2 protein-coding genes are annotated in these 18,296 nt (G+C 76.1%); both read right to left on the bottom strand.

Going from position 1 to position 18,296, the window contains the following annotated elements:
- Positions 1–56: 56 nt before the first annotated feature.
- Positions 57–3,521 (bottom strand): amino acid adenylation domain-containing protein, encoded by a 3,465-nt coding sequence (locus tag ACFYU0_RS31080; RefSeq protein ID WP_389305436.1) that lies wholly within the window; start codon positions 3,519–3,521, stop codon positions 57–59.
- On the bottom strand, positions 3,518–18,229 hold the full coding sequence (locus ACFYU0_RS31075; protein WP_389305434.1) for an SDR family NAD(P)-dependent oxidoreductase: 14,712 nt from the start codon (positions 18,227–18,229) through the stop codon (positions 3,518–3,520). The genes ACFYU0_RS31080 and ACFYU0_RS31075 overlap by 4 nt, the downstream gene beginning before the upstream one ends.
- Positions 18,230–18,296 lie beyond the last annotated feature (67 nt).

Here is an 18,296-nt window from a genome sequence, read left to right as displayed (position 1 = left end):
TGGAGAGACGGACGGATCGGGCTGTGCGGTGGGTGTGGCGGCGTCGTGCCGGCCGGTCATGAGCGCCGCCCCCTGCGGTCGCGGCGGCGGGCGAGCGCCGAGGTGTCCCGGGAGCGCCGGGGCCGTGACGCGGCATGCTCGGCGGGGCGGCCGGCCTCGGCGACATGGGCGGCCATGGCCCGTACGGTCGGACGGCCGAACATGTCGAGGCGGGTGACCTTCAGGCCCAGCCGCTCCCGCAGGGTCGCCACCACGGACGTCAGACGCAGCGAATCACCGCCGACGTCGAAGAAGTTGTCCTCGGCGCCGACCCACTCCACGCCGAGCGCCTCGCACCAGACCTCTGCGATGCGCCGCTCCAGATCGGTGCGGACGGCCGCCGCGCCGCCGGCGACGCGGACGACGTCCGGCTTGGGCAGGGCCGCGCGGTCGACCTTGCCGTTCGGGGTGAGCGGCAGCCGGGGCAGTACGACGAGGGCGGAGGGGACCATGTAGGCGGGCAGCCGCTCGCCCAGGGCGGCGCGCATCCCGGCGACGTCGGGCGGACCGGCCGGGCCGACCAGGTAGCCGGCCAGGCGGCGTTCGCCGGGCCGGTCCTCGCGGACGACGGCGACGGCTTCGGTGACGCCGGGCAGCCGGCGCAGGGCGGACTCCACCTCGCCGAGTTCGATGCGGTAGCCGTTGAGCTTGATCTGGCCGTCGATCCGCTCCAGGTACTCCAGGCGGCCGTCGGGCAGGTGGCGCACCAGGTCGCCGGTGCGGTAGGCGCGGCCGGTGCCGCCGCCGGGGACGGTGACGAAGCGTTCGGCGGTCAGCTCGGGCCGGTTGAGGTAGCCGTCGGCGGCTCCGTCGCCTGACAGGTACAGCTCGCCGGGGATGCCGGGCGGGACCGGGACGCCGCGCTCGTCGAGGACGTGGCAGCGGGTGTTGCCGATGGGCCGGCCGATGGTGGCCGCCTCGCCGGGTAGCACCCGGTCCACGGTGGACCAGATGGTGGTCTCGGTGGGGCCGTACATGTTGTACAGCGCACCGACGCGGGGCGCGAGTCGCTCGGCCAGCTCGGGGGGCAGCGGTTCGCCGCCGCACAGGGCCCGCAGCCCCGGGTCGCCGTCCCAGCCGGCGGCGAGCAGCATCCGCCAGGTGGTCGGGGTGGCCTGGAGGACGGTGGGCGCGGAGTGCTCCACGCGCTCGCGCAGGGCGACGCCGTCGGCGGCCTCGGCCGCGGGAAGGATCTCCACGGTGCCGCCGCGCACCAGCGGCAGGTACAGCTCCAGGCCCGCGATGTCGAAGCACACGGTGGTCAGCGCGAGCAGCGAGTCCCGGGAGCCGAAGCCGGGCCGGCGGGCCATCGTCCACAGGAAGTTGACCAGCGCCCGGTGGCCCACCTGAACGCCCTTGGGCAGACCGGTGGAGCCGGAGGTGTAGATCACGTAGGCGGGGGCGTCCGGGTCGGAGCGGTCGAGGGGGGCCGCCGGCGGCCCGGTGGTGAGCGCGGCGGAAACCGGTACCGGGGTCACCGGGAACGGGGTCAGGGTGCCGCCCAGCGTCTCGTCGGTCACGACCAGCCGGGCGCCGGAGTCCTGGAGCATGTGCCCGATCCGGGCGGGCGGGTAGATCGGGTCGATCGGCACGTAGGCGGCGCCGGTGCGCAGCACGGCGAGCAGGCTGATCAGCAGTTCGGGCGAGCGCTCCAGATAGACGCCGACGAGCGTCCCGGGGCCGGCGCCGAGGCCGGCCAGGTGCCGGGCCATCCGGTCGGCGGCCTCGTCGAGTTCGCCGTAGCCGAGGGCGCGGTCCTGGAAGCGCACGGCGGTGGCGTCCGGTGCGGCGCAGGCCATGTCGGTGACCAGCCGGGTCACGGTCTCCCCGCGCGGATACTCCTCGTCGGTGTCGTTCCACCGGCCGAGCAGCAGTTCCCGCTCCTCGGGCGCGAGCAGGTCGGCGGTGCCGAGCGGTGCCCGGGGGTCGGCGGCGAGTGCGCCGAGGAAGACCGCGAAGTGCCCGGCGAGCCAGCGCTCGTGGTCCGCGGTCAGGCCGGCGCCCGCGTGGAATCCGACGGCTCCGTCGGCGTCGATGCGGACGGTCAGCGGCCGCTCGGCCGGTTCGGCCGCCCCGGGCAGAACCACGGCGACGGGCAGCCCGCCGCGGGCGGCGCCGGTCAGCTCCGGGTGGCGCAGCGGCACGTCACGCCCGTACGGGGTGCGGTCCCGGAGCCCGTCGAGTGCGGCGCCGAGCAGCTCGGTGAGGCCGGACAGGGTCAGGTCGAGCAGCCCGTCCGGGGCGTGCAGGGGCACTTCGGGCGCCAGGATGCGGGAGGCGGCCGGGGAGACCGACCGCCGGACGGACACGGCGACGTGCCGCTCGTCGCCCCGGGTGAGCCGGGCGAGGAAGGCCAGGGCGGCGGCGAGGGCCGGCCGCTCGGGTTCGGTGCTTGGCTCGCGCAGGGCCTCGGGCAGCGGGACCGGGCCCGCCGGGCGGGCCACCGGGTGCAGCGGGCCGAACCTCGGCGGGAGCACCGGGCGCAGCGACCGCAGGTCGCGCAGCCAGCGGCGCTCCTGGCGGTGGGCGGTGCGGGCGGCCTCCGCGAGGTCGGCGACGGCCTCGTCGGACAGGTGCGGGAAGCGGCCGCCGAGTTCCGGGGCCAGGGCGACGGGGTCGAGCCGTTCCCCGGACAGGGCGGCGAGGTCGGTGAGGCGGACGTCCCGGTCGCCGGTGGCCACGGTGAGGGCGTCGGGGCCGGCGTCGACGACGGTGCCGGGCTCGGCGGTGGAGAGCCGGTCGGTGACCTCCACGGCGCGGACGGCCAGCAGGCCGTCGCCGCGCGCGAGCAGCGCCGTGCCGAGGTCGTTGCGGCGGCGCCCGAAAGCGGTGGCCCGCACCAGGGCGTCCAGTTCGGCGGCGGGCTGGCGCCAGTCGAACACACCGCCCCGGGGCAGGCCGTCGTACCGGCCGTGGTAGGTGCGCAGGCCCAGGTCCTGCGGTGTGCGGGTGGCCGTGCCGGCGGCCAGTTCGTCCACGAGTTCGGCGAAGGACTCCACGCCCGCCTCGAAGCAGGCGACGTCGAGGTCGTGGACCGTGGCCGCCGGGTCGACGGGCACGGTGCGCTGCTTGAGCACGTCGCCGGTGTCGGCCTCCAGGTTCATCACGTGCCAGGTGACGCCGTGCTGCTTGTCGCCGTCGAGGATGGCCCAGCTCGTGGCGAACAGGCCCGCGTGCCTGGGCAGCGGACCGTCGTGGAAGTTGACGGGCAGCCGGGTGGGCAGGGCGAGCACCTCCTCTGGGAGCATCCGGAGGTTGGCGATGCTGAACAGGTAGTCGAAGCGCAGCGGGGCCAGTCGCTCGGCGAGGTCCGCGCCGAACGGTACGGCGGGCAGCCCCTCCCCCTCGGCCCAGTCGAGCAGCTCGGCCGAGGGGGACACCACGGCGGCCACCGTGTGTCCGCGGGCCACGAGCAGCCTGGTGCACTCCACGAGGAGGGTCTCCTCGCCGATCACGACACAGCTGAACGGCTCGGCGGTCATCGGACGCCTCCTTCGGACTCCCCGCGCTGGGAGAGCAGTTCGGCCAGCAGCTCGTCCACGGCCGCGTCGGACAGGCCCGCGACAAGGCGCTCGGCGTCGCCGGCGGGGGCTGGTGCGGGCGCTGCGGGGGTGGTGGGGTCGGGGGCTTCCCGGGTTTCGGGGCTTCCCGGGCTGTGCGCCCGGGCGGCGAGGTACCCGGCCAGCTGACGGATGGTGATCCGTTCGAACAGCAGGGTCGCCGGCTGGGGCCCGTAGACCGCTTCCAGGGCTCGGGTCAGCTCCAGGACGACCAGCGAGTCCACGCCGTAGTTCTCGAAGGTGAGGTCGGGGTCGAGCCGGTCGGGGGTCATCTCCAGGACGCGGGCGAACACGTCCGTCACCTGGCGCAGGGCCTCGTCCGGGGAGACCTGGGACGCCGGGGAGAGGGGGGCGGCCGGGGCCCCGGCGGGAGCCGGCGCAAGGGCCGGAGCCGGGTTCCGCCGCGGCTCGCGCCCGGCCGTCGGAGCCGGTCCGTCGCCGGGCACCACGCCGTCGCTGACGGCGGCGATGACGCTCTGGAAGGCCGGTCCGGCCTCCGTCGTCGGGGCGGCCGCGCTGATGTCCGTGAAGCCGCACGCGGCCAGCGCGTCCCGCCACTGGCGCTCGCTCGCCAGGGGCGAGCGGGGCATGCGCTGCTCGGGGTCCGAGAACAGCCACCAGCCGGCCGTCAGGCCGAAGACGAGCGCCAGCTGGTGCCGCGCCCGGGTGCCCTCCACCAGCAGCAGCGCGCCGCCCCGCCGCAACAGCCGCTTGGCCCGGCCCAGCGTGTCGGACAACCGTCGGGTGGCGTGCAGGACGTTGGTGGCGAGCACCACGTCGTGGGCGCCGGAGGTCAGTCCCTGCCCGGCCGGGTCGGCCTCGATGTCCAGCGCCTCGAAGCGGGTGAAGGGGTACTGCGCGCCGAAGCGGTTCCTGGCCTTGCGGACGAAGGCCGGGGAGACGTCGGTGAACACGTACTCGACGCTGTCGCCGTAGGGGGCGAGGGCGGCGAGCACGGCCGCGGTGGTGCCGCCCGTGCCGGCGCCGATCTCCAGGATCCGCACCGGTGCGGCGGGGTCGGCGGCCCGGCGGGCCCCGACCTGCTCGAGCACGAGCCGCGCCACCTCCGCGTTGCAGCGGTCGGTGACCGGGTCGCCCCGGTAGACGGCTGCCACCCGCTCGGCGGTGCCGTCGGGGAAGAGGACCTCCATGGCGGGACGGCGGCCGGCGAGCACGTCGGGCAGCGCGGTCAGGCAGTCACCGAGGAGGGTGGCGACCGGCGCGAGGGACGGGTGACGCCCCGTCAACTCTTCAAACTCGTCGAGGAGCTGCCCCTCGGGCGCGGTCACGCGGTCCGTCGGGCGCAGGCGGCCGTCGTCCGTGGCGGTCAGCCAGTCCGCCTCGGCCAGCATGTCCAGCTGCGCCTGGAACAGCGCGGCGTGCTCGGGCACCACGCCCAGGTGGGCGGCGAGCTCCTCCCGGGAGGCCTCGCCCGCGTCGAACAGGCCCGCCCGGTCGAGCACCGACGCCAGCAGGCGCAGCGCCAGCTCCTCCGCCTCGGCGACCGCCCGCTGGTGGGCGGCCAGTTCACCGTCGGCGCCGGGCACGCCCGGGAAGCGGACCTCGGGCAGCGGGTCCGGCGCGTCGCCCGGCAGCACGCTCAAGGTGTGGTCGGGGTCGATGCCGAGGTTGTCCAGGATGGGCCGGTCGGCGTCCAGGGCGAACACCTGGGGCAGCCCGGCGGCGAGGGTCCGCTCGACGACAATCATGCCCTGCTCGGCGCTCAGCGGCCGGATGCCCGCAGCGCCGAAACGGCGCAGCACCCGCTCCCGTTCCGGATCGCCGCCCGCGTGCCAGTAGCCGAGGTTGAGGACCCGCACCGGGAAGGGCAGGGTGCGGGCGGCGTGCAGGGCGCAGGCGTCGGCGAAGGTGCAGCCGGCGGCGTAGCCGGCCTGGCCGTGGTTGCCCTCGAAGGCCACGCCGGACGAGTAGAGCAGCGCGAAGTCCAGCGGCATCTCCCGCACCGCGTGCAGCAGGCTCCAGGTGGCGTCGGTCTTGGCCTCCAGGGCGGCCCGCAGCCCGTCCTCCGGCAGTTCCTTGAGCACCTGGTCGACCAGCACCATCGCGGCGTTGATCACCCCGTGCAGGGCGCCGAACTCCTGTACGGCGAGCTCGACGGCCCGCGCCAGCGCGTCCGGGTCGGTGGCGTCCAGGGCGAGGTAACGGACCTCGGCGCCCGCCTTCTCCAGCTCCGTGACGGTCCGCCGCCGGGCCTCGTCGAGCGGGGAGCGGCCGACCACGACCAGTTTCGCCCCGTACACGCGGGCGAGGTGCCGGCAGGTGTCCCGGCCGACGGCGCCGAACCCGCCGACGACCAGGTAGACGCCGCCCGGGCGGAACCGGGGTGCGGCGGCGGGCAGTTCGACCCGCTCCAGGGTGCGCACCCGGCGGACGCCCGCCCGCAGCGACACCGGCACCGGCCGGGCCGGGAACGGCTCGGCCACGATCGCGTCGGCCGCCCGGGCGGCCTCGGCCGCGCGCGTGTCGACGAGCGCCACGCGCAGCGCCGGGAACTCCTTGGCCGCGACGGCGGCCAGGCCGAAGGTCCCGGCGGCCCACGGGGCGGAGTCGTCGCCCGCCTCGAGCGGGTGGACGTCCGTGGTGACCACCTTCAGACGGGTCTCGCGCTCCAGCAGGCCGTGCCGCGCCAGCGCCCGCACCAGGCGGTACAGGGCGACCGGGCCGCGGTCGGTCAGGGCGCGCAGCTCGGCGCGGCCGGCGGGCTCCCCACCGGGAGCGGTGGCGAGGAAGTAGACCAGGTCCGGCGCCTCGGATCCGGCCAGAACGCGGTCGAGTTCGGCGTCCGCGAGGCCGCCGGGGCCGACCGGGAGCCGTCGTACGTCGGCGCCGTGATGGGCGCGGGCGATGCCCGCGGCGGGCTCGGCGTCCAGCCGCTCCCCCACCAGCAGCACGCTTCGGGCGGCCGCGGCGCGCTCCTCGGCGGGCCGGGCGGTCCACACCGGCCGGTGCACCACCACCGCGGCCGGCTTGGCCTCGCGGTAGGTGAGGCCTTCGAACCGGACCCGCACCGCGCCGGTGTCGTCGCAGAGCAGCACCTCGCAGCGGTCCGTTCCGGTCTCCCGGACATAGGACCAGCCGGTCGTGGGGACGGCGCCGAACACCTCGACGCGGTCGGCCGCGAACGGCAGCATCGGCGGGGCGTGTTCACCCCGGCGGCGGACCAGCAGAGCGGCGACGGTGTGCAGGGCGGCGTCCAGGACGCCCGGGTGCAGGGCGTGCGCCGGGTCGTCGCCGGTGGCCTCGCCGATCCGGCCGAGCACCTCGTCCCGGCCGGTCCACACCTGCCGGACGCGGCGGAAGTACGGCCCGTACGGCAGTCCCTGACCGGCCAGCGCCCGGTAGAAGGAGGCTTCGCCCGGGCCCTCGTCCAGGCGGGCGCGCAGCGCGGTGACGTCGAGGGGGGCGGGCGCGGGCGCGGCGGCGGCGAGGCGGCCGCAGGAGCGCACGGCGTCGTCGCCCCCGCGGATCTCGTAACGGTCGCCGTCGAAGGCCACCGCCACCGTCTCCTCGGGGCCGCTCAGGGCCAGCGGGACGATCCAGCGGACGTCCAGGCAGGCCCGCCCGGCCAGGCCCCCGCCGGCTTCGGCGACCAGGTCCAGGTGGCCGACTCCGGGCAGGAGGGGCCGCCCGTCGACCACGTGGTCGCGCAGCACCGGTTCGTCGGCGGCGAGCCGGCGCTCCCACCGGCGCGAGCCCTGCGCGGGTGCGGCGGCGGGCGTGGTGTCGAGCCAGTGCCGTACCCGCTCGAAGGGGTACGTCGGCAGCGGCACCCGGCGGCGCTCGGCGGGGCGCAGGCGGTGCAGCAGGTCCCAGTCGACGGCGACGCCCGAGACCCACAGCCGGCCGAGGAGGTCGTCGGCGCCGGCCGCGATTTGGGCGGCGAGGAAGTCCTCGCCGCCGGCGCCGTCGGTCAGCAGGCCGGCCAGCGGCGGGTGCTGCTCCACCCGCCCCCGGTGCAGCCACTGGCCGCCCTCGCCGCGGCCGACGGCGGCGAGCCTGCCCGCCGCTTCCGCGAGGTCGGCGGCGACGAACGCCAGCCGTGCGGGGAGGGGTTCGCGGCCCACACGCAGCGTGTGGGCGACGTCGGCCAGGCGCGGGGCGTCCGGGCCGGCCAGGGCACGGCTCAGGTCGGCCGCCCGGACGCGCAGCCGGTCCTCGTCGCGGGCGGACAGCACGATCAGCTCCGGCTGCTCGGGCCCGGCCGGGGCGGGTTCGGGCGTCAGGTACTCCTCCACGACCACGTGCGCGTTGGTGCCGCCCGCCCCGAACGAGCTGACGGCGGCGCGGCGCGGCAGCGGACGGCCGTCGCCGTCGTACGCGCGCGGCCACGGCGCCGTCTCCCGCTGCACGGTGAACGGCGAGTTCTCGAAGTCGATGACCGGGTTGAGCTCCTCGGCGTGCAGGGTGGGGAGCAGGGTGCCGTGGCGCAGTTGCAGGACGGCCTTGGTGAGTCCGGCGATCCCGGCGGCGCCCTCGAGGTGGCCGATCGCGGACTTCACCGAGCCGAGCGCGCAGAACCCCGTGTCGCCGGTGTGCCGGGCGAAGGCCTGGGCCAGCGCGGTGTGCTCGATCGGGTCGCCCAGGGCGGTGCCGGTGCCGTGCGCCTCGACGCAGCCGATGGTGCGCGCGTCGATGCCCGCGGCGGCCAGCGCCTGTTCCACCAGCGCCTGCTGGGCCTGCGGGTTGGGCACGGTGTAACCGCTGGTCCGGCCTCCGTGGTTGACGGCGCCGGCGCGGATCACGGCGTGCACGGTGTCGCGGTCGCGGACCGCGTCCGACAGCCGCTTGAGCACCACGGCGCCGACGCCCTCGCCGGGCACGTATCCGGTGCCGCCCGCGCCGAAGGCCCGGCAGCGGCCGTCGGTGGACAGCATGGTCTTGTGGCTCAGGTGCACGTACTTGTCGGGGTGCACGGCGACGTTGACGCCGCCGGCGATGGCGTACGAACACTCGCCGCGGCGGATGCTCTCGCAGGCCTGGTGCACGGCGACGAGGGACGCGGAGCAGGCCGTGTCGACGACCACGCTCGGGCCGCGGAAGTCGCCGAAGTAGGAGACCTGGTTGGCGATGGCGGATCGGTTGGCCAGCACGACCTGGTGGTTGCCGCGGGCCGACTCGGCGGCGGCGAGGATCGCGTAGTCGTCCCACATGACGCCGACGAACACGCCGACGTCGTGCCCCTGGCCGCCGTGGCGGGGCGCCGGGATCCGGGACGGCGGGTAGCCGGCGTCCTCCAGCGCCGACCAGGCCGTCTCGAGGAAGAGCCGCTCCTGCGGGTCCATCGTGCGGGCCTGCTTGGGCGCGATCTGGAAGAACAGCGAGTCGAACGAGGCCACGTCCGACAGGAAGCCGCCCCAGCGGCCGTAGCTGCGGCCCGGTGCGGCCGGGTCCGCGTCGAACAGGGCGTCGGCGTCCCAGCGGTCCTCGGGGATCTCGGTGACACAGTCGCGGCCCTCGGCGAGGTTGCGCCAGAACTCCTCGAGGGTGTCCGCCTGGGGATAGCGGCCGCTGATGCCGATGATGGCGATCGGCTCGTCGGCGTCCCGGCGGGCGGACGGGGTGTGCGGGTCCGGCGCGGGAGCGGGAGATGAGGCGGGCGCGGGGGCGGTGTCCCGTGGCGACGGCTGTGTCGCCTGCCGCGACGGCCCGGTCTCCTCGGGGAACAGGCGGGTGACGGCTTCGGCCTGCTCGGCCAGGATGTGGTCGGCCAGCTCGTCGACCGTCCGGAACTCGAAGAACACGGTGCCGCGCAGGCCCGGGAAGTCCTTGCCCAGCAGCGAGTTGGACTCCATGACCAGCACCGAGTCCAGTCCGTAGTCGTCCAGCGGGACACGGCTGTCCAAGCGGCCCACGGGCAACTTGAGCACACCCGCGAGGACCGCGCGCAGGTGCTCCACCAGCCGCTCCCGCAGCCGGTCGGCGCGCGCGGCGGCGGGCGCCGGCGCGGCGGACCGGGGCGGGGCGGGCGTACCCGTCAGGGCGGCGTCGACGGCCGCCGGGTCGCCCCAGGCGGGCACGAGCCACGGAGTGCCGGGGGCGAAGGACCGGGCCAGCAGGTCGAGGCCCGCTTCGGCGGTCAGTGCCCGCATCCCGCTGCGGCGGGTGTACGCGGCCAGTTCCTCCTCGCGGACCAGCCCGTCGACTCCGCCGACGGCCCAGAGCGGCCAGGCGAGGGACAGACTGCGCCCGTGCCCCTCGCCCCGCCGCACCCGGCGGTCGCGGAGCACCGTGTAGAGGTCGGCGAACCGGTTGGCGGTGGCGTAGCCGGCCGCTCCGAAGTCACCGATGAGGGAGGAGACGGAGGAGAAGACCACGAAGAGGTCGAGCGGGTCCTCACGGGTCAGCCGGTCCAGGTGGACCAGGCCGTGCGTCTTGGCGCCGAGCAGCCGGGCGAAGCGGCCCCGGTCGCCGTCGGCGCGGCCTTCGTCGGCGACCCCCGCGAGGTGGAACACGCCGTGCGGGGCGCCGAACCGGTCGCGGGCGGCAGCCAGCGCGGCGACGAGTTCGTCGGCCCGGGCCACGTCGGCGCGCAGCGCGAGCACCTCGGCGCCGAGCCCGGTGAGCGTGCGGTGCCAGGCGCGGGTCCGCTCGTCGGGCTCGGAGCGGCCGATCAGCACCAGTTTGGCCGCGTGGGCACGGGCCAGGTGCTCGGTGAGCACACGGCCGATGGCACCGGCGCCGCCTGTCACCACGTACACACCGCCGTCCCGCAGGGGCGCGTCGGCCGGGGCCGTCGTGGCGGTGAGCGGGCGCAGCGCCCGTACCTGCCGCTCGCCGGAGGCCGTGCGGCGGACCTCCAGGCCCGCGGCGCGGGGTGCGGCGCGCAGTTCGACCGCCACGGCCCGGGCGACCTCGGCGGCCGGGGCCGCGGTGTCGACGCCGAGGGTGAGCAGTTCCAGACGCGGCGCGACCGGAGCCGTGGAGCGGGCGAACCCGGCCAGGGCGGCCCACTCGGGCCGGTCCTCGCCGGCGTCCTGCGTGTGCAGCACCAGGCACCGCACCCGGCCGGGCAGTCCGCCGGTGCGGGCCGCGTCGAGCACGTCAAGGACGGGGGCGCAGGCGCGGTCGAGCAGGTCGGCGGGCGAGCCGCCGTCCGTGCCGCCGAGGACGACCGCGAGGTCCAGCCCGTCCTCGGCGGCGAGGGAGGCGAGCCGGCCGGTGTCCTCGCCCACGGCGACGACGCGCCGCCACACGCCGGTCGCGGTCAGCGCGGACTCCAGTTCCGGGTGGCGGCCGAGCAGGGCGAGGGTCCCGGCGGCGTCCGCCGGTTCCGGGTCGGCGGCGGGACGCCAGTACGGCTCGTAGAGGCGGGGTTCGCCGGCGGCGGGAACGGCCTGGGCGGCGGGCGCGGCGGTCCCGGCCTGCGCGGCGGTCCCGGAGACCCCGCCGGGAGCGGAGAGCGCACCGGGTGTGCCGGACGCGGCGGGCAGGCCGGACGCGCTGCCGGCCAGCGCGGCTCGGACGCCGACCGCGGGGCCCGCCGGGGGCGCCTGTGTGCCGGGCAGGCGGCCCGCGAAGTCCCGTACGGAGGCGAGCACGCGGCCCTGGTCGTCGTACACGGTCAGGTCGAAGCGGCGCACGCCCGCCGACTCGCCGGCCGTCCGGGCGTGTGCGTGGCACACCTCGGGCAGCGGGGCGAAGGGGTCCAGCGCGCCGAGGCTGAAGGGGACGGCGAGTTCGCCGGGGCGCGGCGCGCTGGACCGGCCGGTCCAGTGGCAGGCCCGCAGAGCGCCGTCGAGGAGCGCCCAGGGCAGCTCGGTGCCCGGGGCGGTACCGGGCCGGGTCAGCCGCAGAAGGGCCTCGCCGGGGCCGACCCGGATCTCGTCGACGACCTGGAAGGAGGGACCGTACGCGAACCCGGCGGCCGCGTACTCGGTGTAGGCGGTGGGCCCGTCGCGTACGACGGACAGCCGGGCGCGCAGCGTGGCGAGGTCCTCGGCGGACTCGGGGGCGGCGGGGGCCGGGACGGCGCTGCCGCGGGCGTGGGTGGTGCGGGCGGCACCGGTTTCGCTGTACACCTCGAAGGCCAGCCCGGTGCCGTCCGGACGGAAGGCGACGTACAACTCCAGTTCGCCGTCGGCGAGTTCGACGGCCCGGCCCCACACCACCTCGCGCAGGGCGTGCCGGGTGCCGGGCTCGGCGAGCGCGGCGGCGGCGCGGACGAACTCCAGCGTCGCCGCACCCGCGAGCAGCGGCCGGCCCTCGATCACGTGGTCGCGCAGCAGCGGGTCGTGGGCAAGCAGCGTCTTGCGGAAGCGGACCTCGGCGACGGTGGACTCGTTGGCGTCGACCAGCGGGTGCGGAGCGGCCGTGCCCAGGTCGGCGTCGAGCGGGATCCAGTAGCGCTCCGGGGCGAACGGGTACCGCGGGGCGCGCACCCGGCGCGGGGCGGGCCCCGGCCGGCCGGCGTGCCAGGCCGCCCAGTCCACGTCGGCGCCGCCGAGCCAGCTCCGGGCCGGCTCGGCCAGCGGGCCCGCGTCGGTGAGGTCGGGGGCGGGACCGCCCTCGGCGAACCGGCTCAGTGCGGCGACGAGTTCGCCGCCGTCGGTGACCGCCACCGCGAGCCGGGCGTCGAGGGGCTCGCGACCCACCTGGGTGGTGAAGCACAGGTCGGCGAGCGGCACGTGCTCGGTCCGGACGAAGCGGGCGGCCGACTCGGCGTAGGCGCGCAGCCGTTCCTCGTCGCGGGCGGAGAGCAGGAACAGCACGGGTTCGGCGGTGCGCTGCTCGGCCGCCGGTACGTCGGTGACCGGGTCGGGGCGGGGGGACTCCTCGAGGACGAGGTGTGCGTTGGCGCCGCCCGCGCCGAAGGAGCTGAGGCCGGCCCGGCGCGGCCGGTCCCCGTCGGGCCAGGCGGACAGCTCGCGCTGGACGCGGAACGGGGAGCGCTCGAAGTCGATGTTGGGGTTCGGCTCGGCCGAGTGCAGCGACGGCACCAGCGTGCGGTGCCGGAACTGGAGCAGCGCCTTGGTGAGTCCGGCGATGCCGGCCGCGGACTCCAGGTGCCCGATGTTGGACTTGACCGAGCCGATCGGCCAGGTGCCGGGCGCGGCGTCGGCGGAGCGGTAGGCGTGGGTGAGGCCGGTCAGCTCGATCGGGTCGCCCAGGGCGGTGCCGGTGCCGTGCGCCTCTACGTAGCCGATGTCCCGCGGAGTGACGCCGGCCCGTTCCAGCGCGGTGGTGATCGCGCGCTGCTGGGCGCGCGGGCTGGGCACGCTGTATCCGTTGGTCCGGGCGCCGTGGTTGACGGCGCTGCCCAGGATCAGGCCGTGGATGCGGTCCCCGTCGGCCAGCGCCTTGCGGTAGGGCTTGAGCAGGACGGCGCCGACGCCCTCGCCGGGCACATAGCCGTCGCCGCCCGCGCCGAAGGCCCGGCAGCGGCCGTCGGAGGACAGGAAGCGGCCCTGGCTGAGGAAGGCGTACTTGTAGGGGTGGACGGAGACGTTGACGCCTCCGGCGATGGCCAGTTCGCTCTCGCCCCGGCGCAGGCTGTCGCAGGCCAGGTGGATCGCGGTGAGCGAGGAGGAGCACATGGTGTCCAGCGCCATGCTCGGACCGGACAGGTCCAGGGCGTGACTGACCCGGTTGGCGATGGTGGCGAAGGACGAGCCGGTGAGCGGCCGTCCGCCGCGCAGGGCGTCCAGAGCGCCGTGGAACTGGTACTCGCCGTACATCACGCCGACGTACACGCCGACGGGCCGGCCGGCGACGTCGGAGCGGCGGTAGCCGGCGTCCTCCAGGACGTGCCAGGCGTTCTGCAGGAACAGGCGCTCCTGGGGGTCCATCAGCTCGGCCTGGCGCGGGGAGATGGCGAAGAAGAGCGGGTCGAAGCGGTCGACGTCGCGCAGGAATCCGCCCCACCGGGTGTGGGCGAGACCGGCTGCCGCCGGATCCGGGTCGTACCAGCGGCGGCTGTCCCAGCGGTCCGAGGGGATCTCGGTGATGGCGTCGTGGCCCTCGGCCAGGACGGTCCAGAGTTCGTCGATGTCGTCGGCGGCCGGGTAGCGGCCGGCCAGGCCGATGACGGCGATGGCGTCGGCGCCTTCCTCGGCGGGTGCGTGCTCGGCGGGTTCGACGACGGTTCGAGCGGTGCGGCGCGGGGTGCGCGGCGGGCGCGGGGCGGTGCCTTCGTTCGCGGGCGTGGCCGGTACGGTCGCCGGTGCGCCGCCGGTCAGCTGGGCCGCGTGCTGCTCGGCGAAGTAGCCGGCGAGCTCCCCCAGGGTGGCGTACTCGAAGAACAGGGTCTTGGACAGGGCGTCGAAGTGCCGGTCCAGTTCGCGGTTGAGCTTGGTGATCACCAGCGAGTCGATGCCGAGCCGGTCGAACGGGGCGTCCTCGGCCAGTTCGGCCGGATCCAGGCCGGTCTCGGCGGCGATCAGCTCGCGCAGCAGCCGCAGGGCCTCGTCGCGCGGGCCGCCGCCCTCGGCGGGAACGGTGGGCGGGGCGGTCCTGGGCGCCCGGGCGACGGGCGCGGTGAGCGCGGCGGTGATGGTGCGCAGGTCTCCGTGGGCGGCGACGAGCGCGCCGGGGATGCCGAGGGCCTGCCCGAACAGGGCGAGGCCGGTCCGGGTGGGCAGGACGCCGAAGCCGGTGCGGGCGGCGATGTCCGCGGCGGCCTCGCTGCTCTGGCGCATTCCGCCGTCGGCCCACATCGGCCAGGCGATCGCGGTGATCCGGCCGTGCCGTTCGGCGTAGGCCTCCAGGTAGGCGTTGGCGTACGCGTAGTCGCTCTGGCCGGGGTTGCCGATGTGGGCGGCGATGGAGGAGAAGGCGACGAAGAAGTCCAGCGGGTCGTCGGCGGTGGCCGCGTCCAGGGCGCGCAGCCCTGCGGCCTTGGGGGCGAGGACGGCGGCGAGGTCCTCCGCGGACTTGGTCAGGGCGAAGCCGTCGCGCAGCACGCCGGCGGCGTGGACGACACCGGTGAGCGGGCCGAACTCCTCGCGCACGGAGACGAGTCGGGCGGCCAGGGCGTCCGGGTCTGACACGTCGACGCTGTGGTAGACCAGGCGCTCGTCCAGGTCGGCGGGCCGTTCGCCGCGGCCGAGCAGGACCACACGGGCGTCGGCCCGGGAGAGCAGCAGACCGGCGATGGCACGGCCCAGTCCGCCGGCGCCGCCCGTCACGACGTACACGCCGCCGTCACGGATCGCGACCGGCTCGGCGGCCGGGGCCGGCTCGGCCCGCGGGATCCGCCGGCCCCCCGCGGTGTGCGCGACCTCCGGGTCGCGGCCGTCGCCGGCCAGTTCGCCGGCGAGCGCGTCGGCCTCGGCCACGTCCTCGGCGAGGCCGACGGCCTGCACTTCGAGCAGGGGGTTCTCCGCGCGGACGGTCCGGGCGAAGGCGCCGAGCGCGGCGCGTTCGGGGCGCGGGCCGTCGGTGTCGTGACGGTGCAGCAGCAGGACGCGCACGGGTGCGGTGGGGCGGGCGGCGAGGAGCGTGCGGACGACGTGCAGCGCCTTCTCGGGGGACGGTTCGTCGACGAGGACGACGTCGGGCGCGGTGGCCGGGTCGAGGTCGCGGGTGACCGTGCCGACGCCCAGGGCGGTGAGGTGGCCGGCGAGCCGTGTGCCGCGTCCGGGATCGGCGCTGAGAACGACGGCCGTGTCACCGGGGGGCGCGCCGGTGGGCTCCGCGGGCACGGCGGCCCAGCGGCGGACGAGCAGGGCCGACTCGTGGCGCTCGCCGAGGACGCGCACGGCGAGGTCGTGCAGGCGGGCCAGTACCTGGCCGTGGGTGTCGACGACGGTGAGGTCGGCGTGCGCGGTCCGCTCCCCCAGCCGGCCGGCCGTGACGTGAACGTGGCAGGGACCGACGACGGGGGCGTGCACGGCGAGTTCGCCCAGGGCCAGGGGCAGGAAGCCGTCGGCCCGCTCGCCGTAGGCGCGGGCCAGCAGCACGACAAGAGCGTGCAGGGCGCCGTCCAGGAGAGCGGGGTTGAGCAGGACGCCGTCCAGCGAGGCGCCGTCGGGCAATTCGAGGGTGCCGAGGGCCTCTCCGTCCCCGAGCCGGACCTCGGTGAGGGCCCGCATCCGGGGCCCGTAGTCCAGGCCGCGGGCGCGCAGGACGTCGTAGCAGTCGGTGCGGTCGACCACCTCGGCGCAGCGGGCGGCGACGGCGGCCACGTCGGCCGGTGCGGGGCGCTCGTCCGCCCCGGGGTGGATCTCGCCGGCCGCCACCACCCGGTCGCCGTCGGTCAGTTCGAACCCGACCGTGTCCTGCTCGCGCCACAGCTGGACCAGCGCGGTGCGCGGCCCGGTGGCGTAGGAGAGCAGTTGCTCGAAGGAGACTCCGCGCAGCCGGACCGGTCCCCCGAGGGAGAGTTCGCCGGCCGCGCGGACCAGTTCCAGCTGTCCGGCGGCGGGCAGGACGGGCTCGTCGCCGACACGGTGGTCGGCGAGGTAGAACTCGGTTCCGGTGCGGAAGCTGCGGTAGGCGAGGGTGTCCAGGGTGGAGACGTTCTCGTCCAGCATGGGGTGCGGTCCCGGGCCGGTGGCCCGGTCGTCGGGTGCGCCGGTGTCCGGGCCGGTCAGCCAGCAGCGGCGGCCCTCGAAGGGGTAGGTCGGCAGCGGTACGCGGCCGCGCTCCTCACCCTCGAAGCAGGCAGCCCAGTCGACGGTGGCGCCGGCCTGCCAGGCGCGGGCCACGCCGTCCCAGGGGCCGTCGGACACGCCGAGGGCGACACCGCGGACCTCGTCGTGGGCGCCGCGCACGGAAATCCGCCCTCGGGCGGCGGGCGGTACCGGGCCGCTGCCGGTCAGCGCGTCCTGGAGCGGCAGTGCCCCGCTCACGCAGGCGGCGGCCCGGGCCGCGAGCCCGTCGCCGTGCACCGCCACCGGGGTGATGCCCCAGTGGAGCCACAGCCGACCGAGCGCGTACTGCACGGCGAACGCCCGACCCCGCTCGCCGAGCCGGTCGGCGCCCGCGGCGAGGGCGGCCTGGTGGTGCTCGGCGAACGCGGGCTCGGCCGCGGACCACCGCTCCGCCAGGCCCGCCGCGTCCGGGACGTCCTCGGAGAAGACGAAGGAGACCTCGCCGGTCCCGGGTCGCTCGGGCACCGGGGTCTGCCGCAGCGCCCGGGCGAGGGCGGCGCGGTCGGAGCCGGTGACGGCGAGCCGGTACTCGTGGGCGCGGCGGCCCACGGCGAGCGTGTAGGCGATGTCGGCGAGCGAGGCGGAGTCGTCGCCCTCCAGGTGGGCGGCCAGGTTCCGGGCGGCCGTGGCCAGCGCGGTCGGGGTACGGGCGGACACCACCAGCGGTTGCCGCTCACGGTGTGCGTCGCCGGTGACGGGGGCGGGCGGCGCCTCCTGGAGGACCGCGTGCGCGTTGGTGCCGCCGATGCCGAAGGAGCTGACGCCCGCGCGCAGCGGGCCCTCCCCCTCCCAGGGGGCGGCGTCGGTGCTCACCTTGAAGGGGCCGGCCGCGAAGTCGATCGCCGGGTTGGGGGTGGTGTGGTTGACGGTCGGCACCAGCGTCCGGTGCTTCATCATCAGCACCGTCTTGATCACGCCCGCGACCCCGGCCGCCGCGTCCAGGTGGCCCACGTTGGACTTCACCGAGCCGATGGCGCAGAACCCGGTGTCGGCGGTGGACTCCCTGAACGCCCGGGTGAGCGCCGAGACCTCGACCGGGTCGCCGAGGCGGGTGGCGGTGCCGTGTGCCTCGACGTAACCGATGGAGCGGGGGTCGACGCCGGAGACGGTGTGCGCCTCGCGGATGACTGCGGTCTGTCCGGCGGCGCCGGGCGCGGCGAAGCTGACCTTGCCGGAGCCGTCGTTGTTCGTGGCCGTGCCCTTGATGACGGCGTGGATGGTGTCCCGGTCCGCGATGGCGTCCCGCAGGAGCTTGAGCACCAGGACGCCGACGCCGTTTCCGAGAACGGTGCCGCTGGCGTCCGCGTCGAAGGTGCGCACGTGCCCGTCCTTGGACAGGATCGCGCCTTCCTCGTACAAGTAGCCCTTGACCTGCGGCAGTTTGACGGTGACACCACCGGCCAGCGCCATGTCGCACTCGCCGTTGACCAGGCCCTGGCAGGCCAGGTGGAGGGCGACGAGCGAGGTGGAGCAGGCGGTCTGGACCGCGTAGCTGGGGCCCTTGAGGTCGAGCTTGTACGACAGCCGGGTGGCCAGGAAGTCCTTGTCGTTGCCGACCATGACCGCGAAGTGCTCGGAGGTGGTGGTCTGGTCGACGTGCGGCAGGACCTGCTGCTGGAGGTAGGTGTTGATGGCCGCGCCGGCGTAGACGCTGATCAGTCCGTCGTAGCGGGCGGGGTCGTAACCGGCGTCCTCCAGGGCCGCGTGGCCGGCCGTCAGCAGGATGCGGTGCTGCGGGTCGGTCATCGCGGCCTCGGCCGGGGTGAACTCGAAGTACCCGGTGTCGAACAGGTCGACGTCCGGGATGATTCCGTGGGCGGGGACGTACTCCGGGTCGTCCAGCAGCCGGGCGGGCACCCCGGCCGCCGCCAGTTCCTCGCGGCTGAACCGGGTGATGCCCTCGCGGCCCTCACGCAGCAGGCGCCAGAAGGAGTCCAGGTCGTCCGCGCCGGGGAAACGCCCGGCCATGCCGATGATCGCGACATCCGTCTCGGCTGCCTGGACCTCGTGGCTGCTCACTGGCCCTTCTCCCCTTTTCGTGTGCTCGTCCCGGTCCGGGACGGGCAGGTGGTGGCTCTGGTTCGGT

Source organism: Streptomyces sp. NPDC003720, from assembly GCF_042875075.1.
Lineage (GTDB): Bacteria > Actinomycetota > Actinomycetes > Streptomycetales > Streptomycetaceae > Streptomyces.
This window is presented reverse-complemented; position numbering and strand designations above follow the sequence as displayed.